The sequence below is a fragment of the Halanaerobiales bacterium genome, from assembly GCA_035270125.1.
In the GTDB taxonomy this organism is placed as follows: Bacteria; Bacillota; Halanaerobiia; order Halanaerobiales; family DATFIM01; genus DATFIM01.
Map to the genome: position 1 here is coordinate 1 of DATFIM010000107.1, position 19,112 is coordinate 19,112.

Here is a 19,112-nt window from a genome sequence, read left to right on the forward strand (position 1 = left end):
CCACCACCTTTTCCTCCCCACCAGGCTCCCTGACCATCTGTAGATACAAGTCTCAAACTGTTTTTTCCATAATCTTTATTATACGCTTTTACCCCAAGAGAATAAGCATATCCGTGTAAAGCCTGAAGTTTATAATGAGCAAATCTTGCAGGAAAGAACAAAATATCTTTTCCCCTTGCTGCTTCCAATACTTTATATACATTTGTTGCAATTCTTGAAGCTTCGGTTAAAGAACCTACCATTGGAGTTTCTAAAATTGAAAAGTCTCTATATCTTCCTCTTATTTTAATTACAGGATCAACATTTTTGGGATTTCCATTATAATAACCTTTTACTCCATCATGACAGGCCTCAACTTCAAGATTAGAAAATGTATTAATAAATTCTCCTTCTTCATTCCAGTATCCTGTTGCAGTTTTTAATAAAGCCAGAGCTTCATCAATACCACCAACAATAGAAAATGGTTTTCTCCGAGGGAATATTTGCATTTCAACTTCTATATTCCCAATATCTTCCTCTTCATAAGTATAGCCTTCATTAGATAATTGATTTAAAATTTTGCTAATATTTCTAAAATATACATCTGAATACCAACCATTTACCATTCTTTCTTTATCTATCTGGAAGGTATCTATTGGTAATCTTTCTTCATTGAATACTGACATTATTTCACCCCTATTATTTATCCCCTTTAAGATTTTTTACTTTAATTTTGAAAGGGGGTAAATCCAATCTTTTATCTGATTATATTATAAATTAACTCTCTCTTTTTAGGCTTATTTTGGGAAATTTCAAAAGAATCCAATATTTTATTTACTGCCTCATCTTTTTGCTTTAAATTATTGAGATGAAGATAAGCCAATCTTTCATCTTTTTTAACATATTCACCATATTTTTTATTTAAAACAACTCCCACAGCATGATCAATTTTATCTTCCTTTGTTTCGCGTCCGGCACCGACTTCCATTGCTGTTATTCCAACATCTAAAGCATTAATTTCTTTTATATATCCAGCCTCAGAACTTTTTACTTCTACTATCTCTTTAGCAGTGGGTAATAAATCATAATTATTAACTACTTCAGCATTACCTCCCTGTCCTAATATAAAATCTTTAAATTTATTTAATGCTTTTCCTGAATCAAGTAAGTCTTCTAATACTTTATATCCCTCATCAAAATTTTCAACCTTACTTGCATTTAATAACATATTAGAACCTAATGTCAAACAGAGTTCTCTTAAATCAGAAGGTCCCTTTCCTTTTAAGGTTTCAATAGCTTCTTTAACTTCAAGACTATTTCCAACTGCATAACCTAAAGGTTGATTCATATCTGTAATTACTGCACTGGTAATTCTACCAACCTCTTTACCAATCTCAACCATACTTTGAGCTAAATTTTTAGCCTGGTCATAATTTTTCATGAAAGCACCATTACCAGTTTTTACATCGAGTACTATTCCATCTGCTCCTCCTGCTATTTTTTTACTCATTATACTGCTCGCAATAAGTGGTATAGAATCCACAGTAGCAGTAACATCCCTTAATGAATATAATTTTTTGTCGGCAGGAGTTAAATTGCCTGTCTGGCCTACCACAGCGATTCCTTTATCATTAACTGTTTTAATAAATTCTTCTCTCGATAAATTAACATTAAATCCTGGAATAGATTCTAATTTATCAATTGTACCACCTGTATGTCCCAAACCTCTTCCTGACATTTTGGCTACCGGAAGACCTGCAGCAGCAACTAAAGGAGCTAACACTAATGTTGTAGTATCGCCAACTCCTCCAGTACTATGTTTATCTACTTTAAAACCTTTTATATCGCTCAAATCAATCATATCCCCGGATTTAGCCATTGCTGTTGTTAAATGGGCTGTTTCTAAAGAAGTCATCCCCTGAAAGAAAACAGCCATTGCCCAGGCCGATAATTGATAATCAGGTATATCTTCTTTTGTATATCCTTCAATTAGATAATCAATTTCTTTTTTAGTATGCTCTTTACCTTCTCTTTTATTAAAAATAATATCATAAGGTCTCATAACTGATACCCCTTTTTATAATTTTTATTATTCAATTCTTTTTAAAATTGTTCTTACTAATTTTTTAAATTCAGGTTTTACTTTTTCAGTTATTTCTATTACTTCTTCGTGATTTAATGGTTGAGGAAGAATACCAGCAGCCATATTGGTTATACAGGATATTCCTAATACATCAATATCCATATGATTGGCTACTATTACTTCCGGTACTGTAGACATACCTACAGCATCTGCACCATCTTTCCTCAGTTTCCTAATTTCAGCAGGTGTTTCAAAACTGGGACCTGACATTCCAGCATAAACTCCATTTCTCACTGTTAAGGATTCTTCCCTTGCAGTTTTTTCTGCAATATTTCTTAAATTTTTATCATATGCTTCAGACATATCTGGAAAACGAGGACCAAATTGATTATAATTTTCCCCAATCAATGGATTATCTCCCATTAAATTTAAATGATCGGTAATTATCATAAAATCACCTGGATCAAAATTAAAGTTAATTCCTCCAGCTGCATTTGTAACAATCATTTTATCTATTCCTAACAATTTCATTACTCTAACAGGCATAGTAATTTCCTGCATACTATAACCTTCATAATAATGAAATCTTCCCTGCATAGCTATTACTTCTTTATCTTCCAATTTACCAATAATAAGTTTTCCAGCATGACCTTCTACAGTTGAAACAGGAAAATGTGGTATATCTTTATATTCTATTTCAATTTTGTCTTTTATATCTTCTGCTAATATTCCCAATCCTGAACCTAAAATCAAGCCAATATCAGGTTTTATATCTATTTTATTATCAATATATTTTACAGCTTCCTTAATTTTATCTAACATTTATTAATCCTCCTTGATAATTAAATTTCTAAAACTTTCACCATCAGCAGTTTTTTCTATAGAAAGTAATTCAGCAATAGTTGCAGCTAAATCTGCATAACTATCTCTTATATTAATATCATTATCTTCTTTTATATTATTTCCATATACTAATAAAGGTACATATTCCCTCGTATGATCTGTTCCTTCATAAGTTGGATCACATCCATGATCTGCTGTTATAAATAAAACATCATCATCATTTAAACTATCTAATATTTCTGGTAATCTTTTATCAAACTCTTCTAAAGCCTGGGCATAACCCTTAACATCTCTTCTGTGTCCATAAATCATATCATATTCTACTAAATTTGCAAAAATTAATCCTTGATCATCTTTTTTTGCAAAATCTAAAATGGCATCAATACTATCCATATTAGCTATTGTATGATTAGAAGCAGTTATTCCTCTATTTGCAAAAATATCATCAATTTTTCCTACTGATTGAACTTTCTTTCCCGCTTTTTTGATATTATCTAAAAGTGTATTTTTAGTAGGCTTTAAAGAAAAATCTTTACGCCTTTCTGTACGTTCAAGATTTCCCGGTTCTCCTACAAATGGACGGGCAATAACTCTTCCAACTCCATGTTCTCCAGTTAAAATCTCTCTTGCTTTTTGACACATTTCATAAAGTTCATCTACAGGTATAACCTCTTCATGAGCAGCAATTTGAAAAACACTATCTGCAGAAGTATAGACAATTGGATTAGCAGTTTCCAAATGCTCGTCTATTAGTTCTTCAATAATCACAGTACCTGAAGCAGGTTTATTTCCTAATATTTCTCTGCCAATCTCTTCCTCGAATTCATTAATCACCTCATCAGGAAATCCATCAGGATAAGTTGGAAAAGGTTTTTCAGAAATCAAACCTGCTAATTCCCAATGTCCTGTTGTAGTATCTTTTCCAACCGAAGCTTCAGCCATTTTCCCATAAGAACCCTTAGCTTTTATATTTGAATTCAGACCTTTAATATTTTTTATTTTACCCAATCCTAATTTTTCTAAATTAGGCAAATTTAAACCACCAAGTTCTCTAGCCATATTTCCTAATGTATCAGCTCCAACATCTCCATAATCTTTAGCATCAGGAAGCTCTCCAATTCCAACACTGTCAAGAACAATTATTATAGCTCTATTTATATTCTTCAAATTATTTCCCCTCCCTAAAATTTTATTTACATTTTTATTATAACAAAAATTTAAACAATTTAAATGTTAGACATCTTACAACCAGTTTCTTTATTAATAATATTCAATAAATATAATATAAATCCTTCTTTCAATTCACTATATTATATCATAAATAAAAGCTACTATAAAAGTTACAAAAGCAACCAATTATAATAACTGGTTGCTTTTTAAATAATAATATATTTAGGATTGATAAAAATTAATCAATATTTATACTTCCATTAGTTGATTTAGAAATTAAATTTATACCATTTTCATTCCATTTACTCGATTTTAAAATATAATGTTTCTTTACAAGTCCCTCTTTTTCTTTAATAAAATTCATATCAGCTAAGTTAATGGATATTGAACCAATTTTAATACTGGTATCAATAAAATATTCTGCATTTTCAGGAAAACTTATATTCTGAGTACCATTAGTCGTATTAATCTCAATTTTCGAATTTTCTTTTTCCCTTAAATTTACTGTTATCATCCCATTAACTGTTGATAAATTTAACTTTTTTGCCCACCCATCAAAAAATATCTTACCATTTGTACTTTTTACTTTTCCTTCATTAATTTTAGTTTTAGCTAAATCAATTTTACCATTTTTAGTTTTTAAACGAAAACTACTAAAATTCAATTCTTCAACTCTAACTTTTCCATTTATATTTTCAACATTACCCTGATAAACATAATCAGTAGGTAAAGTTAAAAATATATCTGTATTAATCCGGTGGTCTTTAATATCCTCTATTATTATTTGCAAACTATCATCTGAGCTTTTTAAATTAAATATTTTCTTCTTTATTTTTTCTGCTTCTTCTTTACTTTCAGCAGATATATTAAATTTAATATTTAAACTATATTCATTTTTATCCCAACAACTTAGTTTTATTTTTCCATTTGTATTATCAATATCAATTATTGGACTGTCAGTATTAAAATTAGATTTATAATTTTCTATAAATTCAAATCCTGTACCAAAAAAACTACCAAACATATTCTTTATTTCATCAACAATATTACTACTACTATCAAGTGAATCTTCAATTCCTTTTTTAATATTTTTACTTATTTCTTCTCCATCAATATTATTTTTTATGTTTTCAGTTATATTTTCTGCAAAACTTTTCTTTTCTGATTTATCATCTTCAAAATTATTTTTTTTATATTCTTTTTTTTTATCTTCAGTCTTTTGCTGGTCTATACCATAAGATTCCTCAAGAGCAGCAATTAATTCATCAGCTTCTTCTTTAGTGATTTTTCCTTCTTTTAACATCTTTTTAACCATTTCCATTTCTTCCAATTATATCACCTCATAATAAGAATATTCTTAATTTTTTATATACGAGACTAGTTACTAGTCTCGTGATTAATAGCTATTCTACTTTAATAATTACATGATCACTACCATCTTTAATATCAACCAGAGTTCCACCTTCTACTTCTGAATCTACAGAATTAATAATTTCGTCAAGATCTACATCCTGATTATTGAGACTTTTTTTAGCATCTTTAGGTAAAAATTTCATAAAAGATTTAGCTAAAATCATTGGTATTGAGATATTTACTTTCTCTTCTCCATTTTCTTCTACAAGAATTTTTATAGATTTAGATTTAGAAGATATTTTCGTTTCAGGTTTTTTATCTCCTTCAAGAGTTTCCAACAAATTATTAGCTTCATCTACATCAATTTTACCCTCTTCCACCATTTTTAAAATTCTCATTCTCTCATCACTCATATCAATTAAATCCCCCTTTAAATTTTCTGAAGTAATTCAACTGCCTCTTTAGAATCTATTTCACCCTTTTCTAAAGAATCTAAGATTTCTTTTCTTTTTTCTGCAGTTACATCATCTGGACTCTCTTCTGCATTATAACCCAAAGCTCCTATAACATCATCAAGCTTATTACGAACTGTTGGATAGGAAATACCCATTTCTCTCTCAACTTCTTTAATATTACCTCTTGATTTAATAAAAACTTCTACAAATTCTAATTGTTCTTTATCCAATCGTAAAAATTTATCTAACTGAAAGTTTCCACTAATTTCTGTCCTACAATGAGGACATTTTAATTTTGTAATTTGTAAATTTTCATTACACACCGGACATTTACCAATAAGATCATGAGCCATAATTTTCACCTCTTTCTATAATATCTGTTATTAAAAGTATATATCATTATTTTAAATATGTCAAGCAATATATTAACTTTTTTAAAAAGTTGATTAATATATTTAATTTTAAGGGGGTTTTTACCCTGCTTTATTACTTCATATTAATAAAAGCAACAAAAATATTTATTTTATTGAATTAAATATTAAATATTTAAATGCTATTCAGAAACCTTACCATAATTACCTCCACCACCAGATTCAATAGATAAATTACCTTTTCTTGCTTTAAGTATTAAATCTGCAATTTTAGGGCCAACAATTGATTTGAGATTTTCATATTTACTATTATGAATAATTTCCATCTCAGTTCCAAATTCATTTAGCAATTTTTTTAAAGTTTTTTTACCTATCCCAGGTAAATTTAATAAAGGAACCTGATATATATATTCAGCTCGGTATGAAGGTGATTTAGATTCCTGTTCCTTAATTATATCTAATACCCGATCTTTTACACCTGTAATTAACTTATCACTTTCACAAACCGGACATTTATCAACTGTTTTGTCTGAAGAAAATATTGTCTCACATTCAGGACAATATGAACGATGGTATTTACCTAAACGGGGATCCATCCCAAAATTTTTAGTAGTTTTTCTTCCTTTTTTTCTTTTTAAGGCAAGTTTAATTTCCTTAAAATTCAAATCTTTAATTTTAAATATATTATATTCTCTGGCAATCTTGGGAATAGAATGAGCATCAGAGTTGCTTAAAAAACTTTTATTTCTCAATTCTGGTAAATAATCAGCCAATTTTGTGTCAGCACTTAAACCCAACTCAATAGCAGGAATTTCATTCCACTGTTTTTCATTAAAAACTTCTTTATAAGTTGAAAAAGCATTTCCATAAAAACTTTTATGAGGAGTAAAGGCATGAGCTGGTATCAAAATTCCAGAACAAACTTTTGTAATTTTAAATATTTCTTTTCCTGTTAAACCTGTAGATTGAGAACTCAAATTAATATTAGTAATATACTGACTCATGATTTCACTAAATTCTTTAAGATTTTTTAAATAAGGAAAATATGCAAGATAATGGACCTGACCTCCATTCTCTTCTCTACTTTCTATTTCAGCACCAGGGATAATTAGCAATTCATCTTTATATAATAATCCCCCTTCATCTAATTCTTTCATAATATTTTTATTTAACATAAACTCAATATCTTTTATAACATCAGGTGAAGCAGAATCTATTATCCCTACTACATCTATCCCCTTTCTTTCTAAAGATTCTTTAGCTATATTAGAAAAATTTAATTTATCAGAAGCAGTTATCTTGACAGCCTGACCAGAGCTAGCTCTTCCAATATGAATATGCAAATCAGCAAAGTATTTATTTAATTTCATCAAAATCATCCTGATTCTGAAGATAGTATAATAAAGCAACAATAGTTTTACCATCAACTATTTTCCCACTATTAATTTTTTCCATTATTTCAGCCGGATCTAACAGAGCATGTTTTATGAATTCTCCTGGATCAAGGGCATCACCAGGATCATACTTTAAATCTTCAGCTAAATACAAATGTAATTTTTCATTTGAATAACCTGGACTTGTATAAAATGAAAATAATTCTTTCACATTTTTTGCTTTATAACCTGTCTCTTCCCATAATTCTCGGGAAGCACATTCTGCAGGTTTTTCACCATTATCAAGTTTACCAGCAGGAATTTCCAGCAACATTTTTTCTACTGCTTTCCGATATTGTTTGACCATCAAAATCTTATCATTTTCATTTTTGGCAAGAATTGCAACCCCACCACTGTGTTCTATAACTTCTCTGTAAGACTTATTTTTGTCAGGTAATAAAACTCTGTCTTTTCGTAATTTTAAAACTGAACCACTATATATATTTTTGCTTTCAATTGTTTTTTCTTCAAAATCTCCCATATTATCTCTCCTCTATCCTAAAAAGTTTTAATGATATTAATTAAGTACTTAATTAATTTTAATAAATTAGATATTTTTATTCTTTCATCGGTGGAATGCACATTCTCCATAGCTGATCCTAAATTTATGGTTGAAAGACCTTTTTTGTTAAAAATATTAGCATCACTACCTCCACCACTACTTGTAAGTTCAAAAGGAAGATTAGTTTTTTCAGCAGCTTTTTTTACTATTTTAATAATATGTTCATTTTTATTAATTTCAAAATTATCATATAATCTTTCAATATCAAATTCTACATTTCCCTTTAGTTGCTCAGTATATTTGTTAAGAACTGATTTCATTTCTTGTGTTTGATTAAACAGTTTTTCTTCATTATGACTTCTAACTTCACCTTCCAGTTCAACTACATCTGGAACAATATTACTTGCAGAACCACCACGAATTACTCCAATATTAGCTGTAGTTTCAAAATCAATTCGTCCTACCTTCATTTTTGAAATGGCATGACTTGCTATTTTAATTGCATTAACACCTTTTTCTGGTTCCATTCCAGCATGAGCAGCTTTACCTTTAATAACTGCATTAAATTTATTCTGTCCAGGAGCCTTATTTATCACTTTGCCAATATTACCATCAGCATCAATTACAATCCCATAATCTGCCTTTTCAATATAAGAGGAATCAAGATTTTTTGCCCCAAGTAGGCCTATTTCTTCAGCAACAGAAAATACAACAATAATATTAGGATAATTAAAATTTTCTCTTTGTAGATTTTTAACTGCTTCAATAATACTGATTACTCCTATCATATCATCTCCACCTAAAACTGTATCTCCTTTACTATAAATGTAGCCATCTTTTATTTTGGTTTTGACTCCTTTACCTGGTTTTACTCGATCCATATGAGCAGATAATAAAATTGTAGGTAGAGAATCATCTCCATCTAATTTAGCTATAATATTGCCAGCATTACCATTTATTTTTTCTCCAGTTTTATCTTCTTCAACTATAAAGCCAAGTTTATTGAGCTCATTTTTTAAGCTGTCAGCCATATTTCGTTCATGTTTTGATACACTATCAATTTCAACTAATTCTATAAATTTATCCACTATCTTATCTTTTTCTAAATTAGCCATTAAATAACCTCCTAAAAATTAAAAGTAGCCTTTCTATTATATTAACACAAAAATCCCTCCCTGAAAAATTCAGGGAAGGATTTTTTGAAAATAATATTTATTTAAGAGAATTTATTTTACTAGCTCATTCCCTTTTTCTAAAGCTTTTTCATTAATAGGAATTAAACCATGTCTTCTCTCAGGTAGAACATTTTTTAGAGATTCTTTTACAATTTCTAAATCAAGAAGTCCGGTTTTCCCAATATAGGCACCTAACATAGCCATATTAGCAGCTTTACTATTACCTAAATCATTAGCAATTTCATTAGCTGGAACTTTTACAACTTCTACATCATCTCTTTCTACTTCTTTATCAATAAGAGATGAGTTAACGAAAATAGTTCCACCAGACTTTACCTGAGGAGAAAATTTATCTAAAGAAGGTAAATTCATTACTATTATTGAATTTGGATTGGAAGAAAGAGGGGATGGTATTTTTTTATCAGATACAATAACTGTACAATTAGCAGTTCCACCTCTCATTTCTGGACCATATGAAGGCATCCAGGAAACTTCTTTACCTCTTTTCATACCAGCATAAGAAAGCAATTTACCTATTGACATTACTCCCTGGCCACCAAAACCAGCCATAATTATTTCTTCTTTCATCTTATTCACCCTCCTCTGGAGACTTAATTTCACCTAGAGGATAAACAGGGATCATATTTTCATCAAGCCATTCTACAGCATCTACAGGACTCATTCCCCAATTTGTTGGACAGGTAGAAAGTACTTCAACTAATGAATAACCTTTACCCTCTAATTGTGCTTTAAAAGCTTTTTTAATTGCTTTTTTTGCTTCTCTTATATATTTAGGTTTATGAACAGATACTCTCGAAACATAAGCAGCACCATCAGCAATACTCAACATTTCAGTCATTTTAATAGGATGACCAGCCTCTTTAGTATCTCTACCATAAGGAGATGTAGTTGTTTTTTGACCTTCTAAAGATGTTGGAGCCATCTGTCCTCCTGTCATACCATAAATAGCATTATTAACAAAAATTGTAGTAATATTTTCGCCACGATTTGCAGCATGTACACTTTCAGCAGTACCAATAGATGCAAAATCACCATCACCTTGATAGGTAAATACTACCTTATCGGGATGAACTCTTTTTATTCCTGTTGCAACTGCAGGAGCTCTACCGTGAGATGCTTCATGCATATCACAATCAAAATATTCATAAGCCAGTACTGAACAACCTACTGGTGCAACTCCAATTGTTTCATCTTTTATATCTAATTCATCCATAACTTCAGCTATCAAACGATGAATAATACCATGGGTACAACCAGGACAATAGTGAAATTCTTTTTCTGATAGTGAATCTGGATATCCAGCTACTTTATTCATTATCTGTCACCTCCTATATTTTCCTTAACTTTATCATAAATTTCTGCTGGTGAAGGAATCATACCACCAGGTCTACCATGGAAATAAACTGGTTTTTTACCTTCAACAGCAAGTCTTACATCTTCAATCATTTGGCCAGTACTCATTTCTACTGCTAAGAAAGAATCAACATCATCTGCAGCATCACGAATTACTTCAGTTGGGAATGGAAATAATGTAATTGGTCTAATAAGGCCAACTTTAATACCATCTTTTCTAGCCATTTCCATCGCATTGATTGCAATTCTAGCAGTTGTTCCATAAGCAACAATAGCCATATCTGCATCTTCCATATTATATGTTTCATATCTCACTTCATTTTCTTGCATTTTGTCATATTTTTCTTTTAATTTCCAGTTATGATCTTCAAGGTCTTGAGGATCTAAAGCCAAAGAGTTAATAACATTTTTTTCTCTACCTTTAGCTCCATCAGTAGCCCATTCTTTTTTTGGTAATTCATCAGGATCTACTTCATTTTTGAATTCTACAGGTTCCATCATCTGACCAATCATACCATCTCCAACAATCATAACAGGATTACGATATCTATCAGCTATCTCAAAAGCTTCCATAGTTAAGTCTACTAACTCCTGAACAGATGATGGAGCTAATACACATAATCTAAAGTCACCATGAGCCATTCCTTTTGTTGCCTGGAAATAATCAGATTGAGAAGGCTGGATACCACCAAGTCCCGGTCCACCTCTCATCATATTAACAATAACTGCAGGTAATTCTGCACCTGCTATATATGAAATACCTTCTGCTTTAAGACTAATTCCTGGACTGGATGATGATGTCATTACTCTTGCTCCAGCACCAGCTGCACCATAAACCATATTACTTGCTGCAACTTCACTTTCAGCCTGGAGGAATGTACCTCCTACTTCTGGTAATCTGCGAGCCATATAGGCAGGAACGTCATTTTGTGGAGTTATTGGATAACCGAAAAAATAACGACAGCCTGCTTTAATAGCTGCTTCAGCTACAGCTTCATTTCCTTTCATCAATGTTTTTTCTCCCATCTTAAAACCTCCTTTTAATTTAATAATCTATTCTTCTTTATATACAGTAATTACTACATCTGGACACATTTGAGCACACAGTCCACAGCTTATACATTCATCCTGGTCTGTAACTTCAGCAGGGTGATAACCATGACTGTTAATTCTATCTGCCATTTTTATAATTCCTTTTGGACAGACAGTTGTACAAAGTTCACAGCCCTTACATCTCTCTTCATTAAATACTACATTTTTTACTTTTTCCATCTAATTAACCCCCTTTATCTTTCATGAAGTTTCTACCAAATGTAATTGTATCATACATTTTTGGTCAAAACCAATTCTAAAAAAAGACAGGAATATACCCGGGCTCTTAATACCCGGGTATTAAATTTAATTATATTCTTTAGCTTCCTCTTCACCATTCAAAACTCTTTTTGCTCCAGCAGCAAGTGCTTTCAATTCTTCTTCTCCAGGATAAATTTCTATAGGAGCTATAAAACCTACAGACTCTTTTATTCTATCAACAAAATAATCAGAATAAGCTATCCCACCTGTTAAGATAATAGCATCTATCTTTCCATTAGTTACTGGAGCTAAAGAAGCAATTTCTTTTGAAGTTTGATAAGCCATTGATTTAAAGACTAATTCATATTTTTCATCTCCATCTTCAACCTTATCTTCAACCTCTATCATATCATTTGTTCCAAGATATGCTACAACTCCACCTTTTCCGACTAATTTCTTTTTAATATCTTCATATGAATATTTATCATCATAACACATCTCAAAAAGATCAAAACTAGGTAGTCCACCACTTCTGTTTGGAGAAAATGGCCCTTCACCACTTAATGCATCATTAACGTCTATTACTTTTCCATTATTATGAATACCAACAGAAATTCCTCCACCCAGATGGGCAACAATCAGATTTAAATTTTCATATTTTTCATTATGATCTTTTGCATATTTTCTTGCTACTGCTTTTTGATTAAGAGCATGAAAAATACTTACTCTTTCAATTTCAGGTAGCCCTGATAGGCGAGCTACATCCTGCAGTTCATCAACAACAACTGGATCTACAATAAAAGATGGAATATCAACTTTATCAGCTATTGATTTTGCCAGAATACCACCTAAATTACTTGCATGTTCTCCCTGAACACCTTTGTTTAAATCTTTAATCATCTTTTCATTAACCTTATAAGTTCCACCAGGGATAGGTTTTAATAATCCACCTCTACCTACCACAGCTGAAAGATGATCCAGTTCAACTTCTTTATCTTCAAGAAAATCTAAAATATATGATAGTCTGAGATCCTGTTGATCAGTTATCTTTTTAAAATCTTTTAATTCTTCAGCATCATGAGAAATATTTTCAACAAAAACCTCCTCTAAACCTCTATATAGACCGAGTTTAGTAGAAGTTGAACCTGGGTTAATCACTAAAATCATCTTGTCCATAAAATCTAATCCTCCTATCTAGGTATATAATTTCTGCGAACTTTAGAAACTTTTTCTATTCTTTCTTCTGCCATTATATCTGCTGCTTTGTAAGTTGGAATATTATCTCTTTTACTAATTTCTATTACTTTTTTCATATTATCATAAATTTTGCTAGCTCTATTTATAGCACGATCACGATTATATCCCTGTAGTTCATCATAAACATTTATTAAGCCACCTGCATTAGCTACATAATCAGGGCCATATAAAATATCCATTTCATCTAATTTATTACCATGTTTTTCTTCATCTTTAAGAACATTATTAGCAGCTCCACAGATAATATCACATTTTAATTGAGGAATAGTATCATCATTAATAACAGCACCTAAAGCACTTGGAGCAAATATATCACAGTCAACTCCAAATATTTCATCAGGTTCTACAACTTCTGCCCCAAAATCTTCTACAACTCTATCAATGTTTTCCTGTTTAATATCAGTTACTATTAAATTTCCGCCTTCTTCATTGATATGCTTTGCTAAATGATAACCAACATGTCCTACACCCTGAATTGCAACTGTTTTACCTTCAAGATCAGGTGTACCATATACTTCATCTGCTGTAGCTTTCATGGCTTTCCAGACTCCAAAAGCAGTAACTGGAGAAGGGTTTCCACTTGTACCAGGAAGACCGGTTACATAATCAGTTTCTTCTGCAATATATGACATATCTTCTACAGTTGTATTAACATCTTCAGCAGTAATATAACGACCATTTAAACTTTGAACAAAACGTCCAAAAGCTCTCCATAATTCTTCACTCTTAATATTATCTGCATCTCCAATTATAACTGCTTTTCCACCACCTAAGTTAAGTCCAGCAGCTGCAGCTTTGTAAGTCATTCCTTTAGATAGTCTCATAACATCAATTAATGCTTCTTCTTCATTATCATAATTCCAGAGTCTTGTTCCACCAAGTGCTGGGCCAAGACTTGTATCATGAATTGCAATTATTGCTTTTAGTCCTGTTTCTTCATCATAATTAACAACTATCTGTTCATGATCAAATTCTTCCATTTTTTCAAATACTTTTTTCATTATTAAATCCCCCTTGAATTTTATAATTAATTATTTTTATAACCCATAGTAACCAATTTACCAAGAGCAATAGAATTAAATTTAGTTGTTGCACTATCAGCTCTTGAAGTTAATACCATTGGAACTTTAGCTCCTAAAACCAGACTTGCAGAAGGTAGACCTGCATAAAAGACCAGAGCTTTATATAAAATATTTCCCGCTTCAATATCTGGAACTAACAAAATATCTGCTTTTCCAGCAACAGGACTTTCTATTCCCTTATGTTCTGCTGCTTCTAAACTAACAGCATTATCAAAAGCAAGAGGACCATCAATTTCTGTATTTGCTATCTGTCCTCTATCTCCCATTTTAGAAAGAGTAGCAGCATCTAATGTACAGGGCATTGCCGGATTGACTTTTTCAACAGCAGCTAAAGGTGCAACTTTAGGTTTGTTTATACCTACTGCCTTAGCCATTTCTGCAGCATTTGCAATGATTTCTTTTTTATCATTAAGATCAGGATTAATATTCATCCCGCCATCAGTCATAAATACAATTTTATCTTCTTTTTCAAGATACATCATTGTTACCAAACTTAATAATCTATCCTGTCTCAAACCATAACTTTTATTTAATAAAGCCTGTAGTATAACTTTTGTGCTTATTAGACCTTTCATTGGATAATCGGCTTTACCTTCAGCTATTAATTCTATAGACTTAGTTGCTGCCTGTTTATCATTATCAGCATGGATTATTTCTCCACTAAAATCATAATTGACTTTTTGTAGATTATCCTTTATTTTCTGTTGATCTCCAACTAATATAGGATCTACTATTCCTGCATCATCAGCTTTTTTTACACTTTCCAAAACAACCTTATCACCAGCTGCAGCAACTGCAAGTTTTAAAGCAGGTTCACTTTTTGCTGCTTCAATTAATTCATCAATATTTTCAAACAACTATATCACCTCTTTTTTTATCATTAAGAACGAATAGATTTTAGATGTGAAATTGTTTCCAATCTTTCTTCAACCATATGATTTGCAGCCTCAAAAGTTGGAATATCTTTTTCTCGAGAAATTTCAAATACTTTTAAGAGAGTATCATAGATATTTTCACATTTTGACATTACTCTATCTTCATTGTAACCACTAGGGTCCATTTCATCAGTTACCTGAATTAAGCCACCAGCATTTACAACATAATCAGGAGCATATAAAATTCCTCTATCATAAAGAATTTTGCCATGACGTGGCTCAGCTAATACATTATTGGCTGCCCCACAAATAATATCACAATTTAAACGATCTATAGTATCATCATTAATTACAGCACCTAAGGCATTTGGAGAGAAGATATCACAATCCACATCAAAAATTTCATCAGTTTCTACAATATTTACTCCCAAGTCACGAGCAGCTTCAATTGATTCTTCATCAACATCAGTAGCATATACTTCTGCTCCTTCATCAAGAAGATGTTTTACTAATTTTCCTCCAACTTTACCTAAACCTTGAACTGCAACTGTTTTACCTTCAAGAGAATCTGAACCATACTTTTCTTTACATGAAGCTTTAAGTCCCATATATGTTCCATAAGCAGTTGGAATTGATGAATCTCCTCCACCACCATATTCTTTAGGTAGTGCACCAACATAAGGTGTTTCTTTTCTCATTGTTACAAAATCATAATATGTTGTCCCAACATCAGTACCAGTATAATAACGACCATTAAATCCATCAATAAATTTACCTAAAGCTCTAAATAAACCCTCAGATTTATCTTTATCTGGATCACCCCAGATTACAGTTTTACCACCACCATAATCATCTCCAGCAGCTGCAGACTTATAAGTCATACCTCTAGATAATCTAAGAACATCAGTCAACATATCTTCTTCACTATCATAAGGATACATTCTGCATCCACCAACTGCAGGACCCAGTTTTGTACTATGAATCGCAATAGCAGATTTTAATTTTGTTTCATTATCCTGCATGAAAATTACCTGTTCATGCCCCATTTCAGCCATTTTTTCAAACAATTTCATATAATATATACCCCCTATTTTTTAAAAAATTATTAATTTTTACCTACTATTATACTTATTGCAATTACTATACCAATAATTGAATTTTATTTAAAAAAATAAGTTATTTTATTAACAATCGTTTATAACCCCATTAAATCAAGGTTTTTTTATTTTTTTATGTAATAGAAAAATTTTAATAAGGAAAAATAATATTTTAGAACATTAAAAAAAGCCTGCAAATAAATGCAGGCCTGAATATTTTTGCAGGAAATTTATTTCAATCAATATCATATTTATTCATTTTATAATATAGACTCCTCACTGCAATATTAAGCATTTCAGCAGCTTCTTTGCGATTCCCATTTGTTTTTTTAAGAGCCTGATTAATTACATTTTTTTCAGTTTCATTAATTATATCCTTTAATGTATTTTCCTCAATTGATTTTTCTACAGGGGTTAAATTATTACTATTTTGATATTCATCATTAGCTTTACCTAAAGGAGGTAAATGTCTTTCTTTAATTATTTCTTCATCTAAATTCATATGAATCATTGCTCTCCCAATAATATTCTCCAATTCTCTTACATTACCGGGCCATCTATAATTTGCCAATTTATTATAAGCTTTTTCATTAACATCTTTAACAGATCTACCGTACTCCTGATTAAACTTCCTTATAATATGATGGATAAGAGCTTTAAGATCTCCTTTTCTTTCTCTAAGTGGAGGTATGAAAAGTGGAAAAACATTGAATCTATAATAAAGATCTTCTCTAAATTCTCCATTTTCTATTGCATTTTCTAAATTTGTATTTGTAGCTACTATTACTCTTACATCTATTTCTATCGGTTGAGTTCCTCCAACTCTAATTATTTCCTTTTCCTGTAAAACACGCAATAATTTTGCCTGAAGATTTAGACTTATTTTACCAATCTCATCAAGAAAAATAGTTCCACCATTAGCTTCTTCAAAAAGTCCAACTTTCCCACCTTTTTTGGCTCCCGTGAAAGCCCCTTCCGTATAACCAAAAAGTTCACTTTCCAAAATATTATTAGCAAGAGCAGAACAATTAACACTTATAAATTTATTATTTTTTCTTTTACTTGCATTGTGAATGGCATGAGCAAAAAGTTCTTTACCTGTACCACTCTCTCCTCTCAGTAAAACAGTAACAGGAGTTTTAGAGGCCTTTTGAGCCTGATTTACAACTCCTTGCATTGTATCACTTTTACCAATAATATCATCAAAAGTGTATTTAGCATTAAGGTGTCTTATCATTCTTTTAGCTTCATCAAGTTCTTCAGTTAATTTTTTAATCTCAGAAACATCTCTAATTACACCAACACTACCTTTTAGCTCACCATCTACTATGATTGGAGCTACATTAACTATTACATCTTTTTTATTAGGACCAACTTTCATTCGGATATTTTCGACAGGTTCTTTGGTTTCTAAAACTTTATAATGCATACTTTTACCTTCGGCAATATCAACAGTAGCTGGTTTCCCAATAACATCCTCTTCTGTTAAACCAGTTAAGCGAGTATAGGCAGGATTAATCAAAATTCCTATTCCATTTTCATCTACTACTGATATGGCATCTTGAGTAGAATTTATAATTGCCTCCAACATGCCTCGCATTTCTTTTAAATTTGTAATCTCTTCTGCAAGCTTTTTCACTTCTGTTATATCTCTAAAAACTGCAACAGCTCCAATGATTTCCCCCTGACGATCTCTAACAGGAACTCGATTTGTTATAATTGTAGTATCTCCAACATGTTGGACCTGATTTAATTCTGATTCACCTGTTTTTAAAATAATATGAAGCCTTGTATTTGAAATAACTTCTCTTACATCTTTACCAATTGCTTCGCTTTTACTAACATCTAACATTTCTGAAGCAGCATCATTAAAAAGTTCTATACTACCCATCTTATCAATAGAAATAAGCCCATCATGGGTTGAGTTAATAATAACATCTTTTTTACGATTCAAATTATCTAAATATTTTAATCTATTTTTCATATCTATCCCCCAGTTTAAACTTTTAAAATTTTCATTCAATATTTTAAGTAGCTAAATTCTAATTCCATGGGGTATTCATATACAAATCAATAGGCAATATTTCTTCATCAAAATAATTTTCAGTATCTAGAGGAAGCAAGTCCTTATATATGGCTATGAATTTTATTGGTAAATCCAATTCTTGTGAAACCTCTTTAATTAAAGGGTAACCTTCTTTTATATGTTCGATAGTAGTTTCTTCACCTAAATTAATATTACAAATAATATTATCAAAACTAAGTTTACTTTTAGCTTCAATTCTTTTTTTCATATCTAATATACCTTCAACACTATTTGTACTGGGCCTCATAGTATTTATTACAAAATTCATTTCATACTGCTCTTTAGGCAAATTCTTAGAAACACTGGCCAGTGAAATTGCTCCATCTTCATTACCACCTACATCTAAAACACCATGAATATCTTCGTTTTTAATTAATTTATATACATTAGCAGAAACAATCGGAAGATCTGCATGTTTTAAATTTTTAGGATAAACTACTTCAATCCCTTTATCTTCAAGAAATTCACTTTTTTCTCTTGATCTAAAATAGGGATTTACCACATCCAGATCAGCAAGTACTATATTTGAATAATTTTCATTTAATTTCAATGCATAATTAATAGAAAGTTCTGTTTTTCCGCTTCCAAAATTTCCTGTAAAAATTGTAACTCGTTTATTTTCCATTATCTTCTCTCCTTTCAGAGTTATTTTATCATAGAGGATTAATATAGTAAAGATTGTGA

The 19,112-nt window shown here is 30.9% G+C and carries 20 protein-coding genes; all 20 read right to left on the minus strand.

Annotated features, from left to right (window positions below):
- Positions 1–665, minus strand: a 665-nt coding sequence (locus VJ881_05675) for a nicotinate phosphoribosyltransferase (GenBank protein ID HKL75538.1), incomplete at its 3' end; no start/stop codon positions are given.
- Between the two features lie 71 nt (positions 666–736).
- Complete coding sequence (locus VJ881_05680; GenBank protein ID HKL75539.1) at positions 737–2,041, minus strand: pyrimidine-nucleoside phosphorylase; 1,305 nt, start codon at positions 2,039–2,041, stop codon at positions 737–739.
- Positions 2,042–2,068: 27 nt separating this feature from the next.
- Positions 2,069–2,884: a purine-nucleoside phosphorylase gene (locus tag VJ881_05685; protein HKL75540.1), complete on the minus strand. Its 816-nt coding sequence runs from the start codon at positions 2,882–2,884 to the stop codon at positions 2,069–2,071.
- A gap of 3 nt (positions 2,885–2,887) precedes the next feature.
- On the minus strand, positions 2,888–4,072 hold the full coding sequence (locus VJ881_05690) for a phosphopentomutase (protein ID HKL75541.1): 1,185 nt from the start codon (positions 4,070–4,072) through the stop codon (positions 2,888–2,890).
- 241 nt (positions 4,073–4,313) lie between these two features.
- On the minus strand, positions 4,314–5,396 hold the full coding sequence (locus tag VJ881_05695; protein ID HKL75542.1) for a DUF4097 family beta strand repeat-containing protein: 1,083 nt from the start codon (positions 5,394–5,396) through the stop codon (positions 4,314–4,316).
- A gap of 82 nt (positions 5,397–5,478) precedes the next feature.
- Entirely contained in the window at positions 5,479–5,841 is a 363-nt protein-coding gene (locus VJ881_05700; protein ID HKL75543.1) for a hypothetical protein, read from the minus strand.
- Between the two features lie 17 nt (positions 5,842–5,858).
- On the minus strand, positions 5,859–6,236 hold the full coding sequence (locus VJ881_05705; protein ID HKL75544.1) for a DUF2089 domain-containing protein: 378 nt from the start codon (positions 6,234–6,236) through the stop codon (positions 5,859–5,861).
- Between the two features lie 200 nt (positions 6,237–6,436).
- A complete protein-coding gene (locus VJ881_05710) occupies positions 6,437–7,624 on the minus strand; it encodes an endonuclease Q family protein (GenBank protein HKL75545.1) in 1,188 nt (395 codons plus the stop codon).
- Positions 7,611–8,168 (minus strand): NUDIX hydrolase, encoded by a 558-nt coding sequence (locus VJ881_05715; GenBank protein ID HKL75546.1) that lies wholly within the window; start codon positions 8,166–8,168, stop codon positions 7,611–7,613. The genes VJ881_05710 and VJ881_05715 overlap by 14 nt, the downstream gene beginning before the upstream one ends.
- A gap of 17 nt (positions 8,169–8,185) precedes the next feature.
- Complete coding sequence (locus tag VJ881_05720; GenBank protein HKL75547.1) at positions 8,186–9,304, minus strand: M20/M25/M40 family metallo-hydrolase; 1,119 nt, start codon at positions 9,302–9,304, stop codon at positions 8,186–8,188.
- 111 nt (positions 9,305–9,415) lie between these two features.
- Positions 9,416–9,952, minus strand: a complete 537-nt coding sequence (locus VJ881_05725) for a 2-oxoacid:acceptor oxidoreductase family protein (protein ID HKL75548.1) — start codon at positions 9,950–9,952, stop codon at positions 9,416–9,418.
- A 1-nt stretch (position 9,953) separates the two neighbouring features.
- The gene (locus tag VJ881_05730; GenBank protein ID HKL75549.1) at positions 9,954–10,700 is read right to left on the minus strand and encodes a thiamine pyrophosphate-dependent enzyme; all 747 of its coding nucleotides are present in this window, start codon (positions 10,698–10,700) and stop codon (positions 9,954–9,956) included.
- Complete coding sequence (locus tag VJ881_05735; protein ID HKL75550.1) at positions 10,700–11,764, minus strand: 3-methyl-2-oxobutanoate dehydrogenase subunit VorB; 1,065 nt, start codon at positions 11,762–11,764, stop codon at positions 10,700–10,702. Before VJ881_05735 ends, VJ881_05730 begins: the two co-directional genes overlap by 1 nt.
- A gap of 27 nt (positions 11,765–11,791) precedes the next feature.
- Positions 11,792–12,010: a 4Fe-4S binding protein gene (locus VJ881_05740; protein HKL75551.1), complete on the minus strand. Its 219-nt coding sequence runs from the start codon at positions 12,008–12,010 to the stop codon at positions 11,792–11,794.
- Between the two features lie 126 nt (positions 12,011–12,136).
- The gene (buk, locus tag VJ881_05745) at positions 12,137–13,207 is read right to left on the minus strand and encodes a butyrate kinase (protein ID HKL75552.1); all 1,071 of its coding nucleotides are present in this window, start codon (positions 13,205–13,207) and stop codon (positions 12,137–12,139) included.
- A gap of 14 nt (positions 13,208–13,221) precedes the next feature.
- On the minus strand, positions 13,222–14,289 hold the full coding sequence (locus tag VJ881_05750; protein HKL75553.1) for a Glu/Leu/Phe/Val dehydrogenase: 1,068 nt from the start codon (positions 14,287–14,289) through the stop codon (positions 13,222–13,224).
- Between the two features lie 26 nt (positions 14,290–14,315).
- Positions 14,316–15,227 (minus strand): bifunctional enoyl-CoA hydratase/phosphate acetyltransferase, encoded by a 912-nt coding sequence (locus VJ881_05755; GenBank protein HKL75554.1) that lies wholly within the window; start codon positions 15,225–15,227, stop codon positions 14,316–14,318.
- A gap of 23 nt (positions 15,228–15,250) precedes the next feature.
- Entirely contained in the window at positions 15,251–16,318 is a 1,068-nt protein-coding gene (locus tag VJ881_05760) for an amino acid dehydrogenase (GenBank protein HKL75555.1), read from the minus strand.
- A 259-nt stretch (positions 16,319–16,577) separates the two neighbouring features.
- Positions 16,578–18,326 (minus strand): sigma-54-dependent Fis family transcriptional regulator, encoded by a 1,749-nt coding sequence (locus tag VJ881_05765; protein HKL75556.1) that lies wholly within the window; start codon positions 18,324–18,326, stop codon positions 16,578–16,580.
- Between the two features lie 58 nt (positions 18,327–18,384).
- A complete protein-coding gene (locus VJ881_05770; protein HKL75557.1) occupies positions 18,385–19,053 on the minus strand; it encodes a hypothetical protein in 669 nt (222 codons plus the stop codon).
- Positions 19,054–19,112 lie beyond the last annotated feature (59 nt).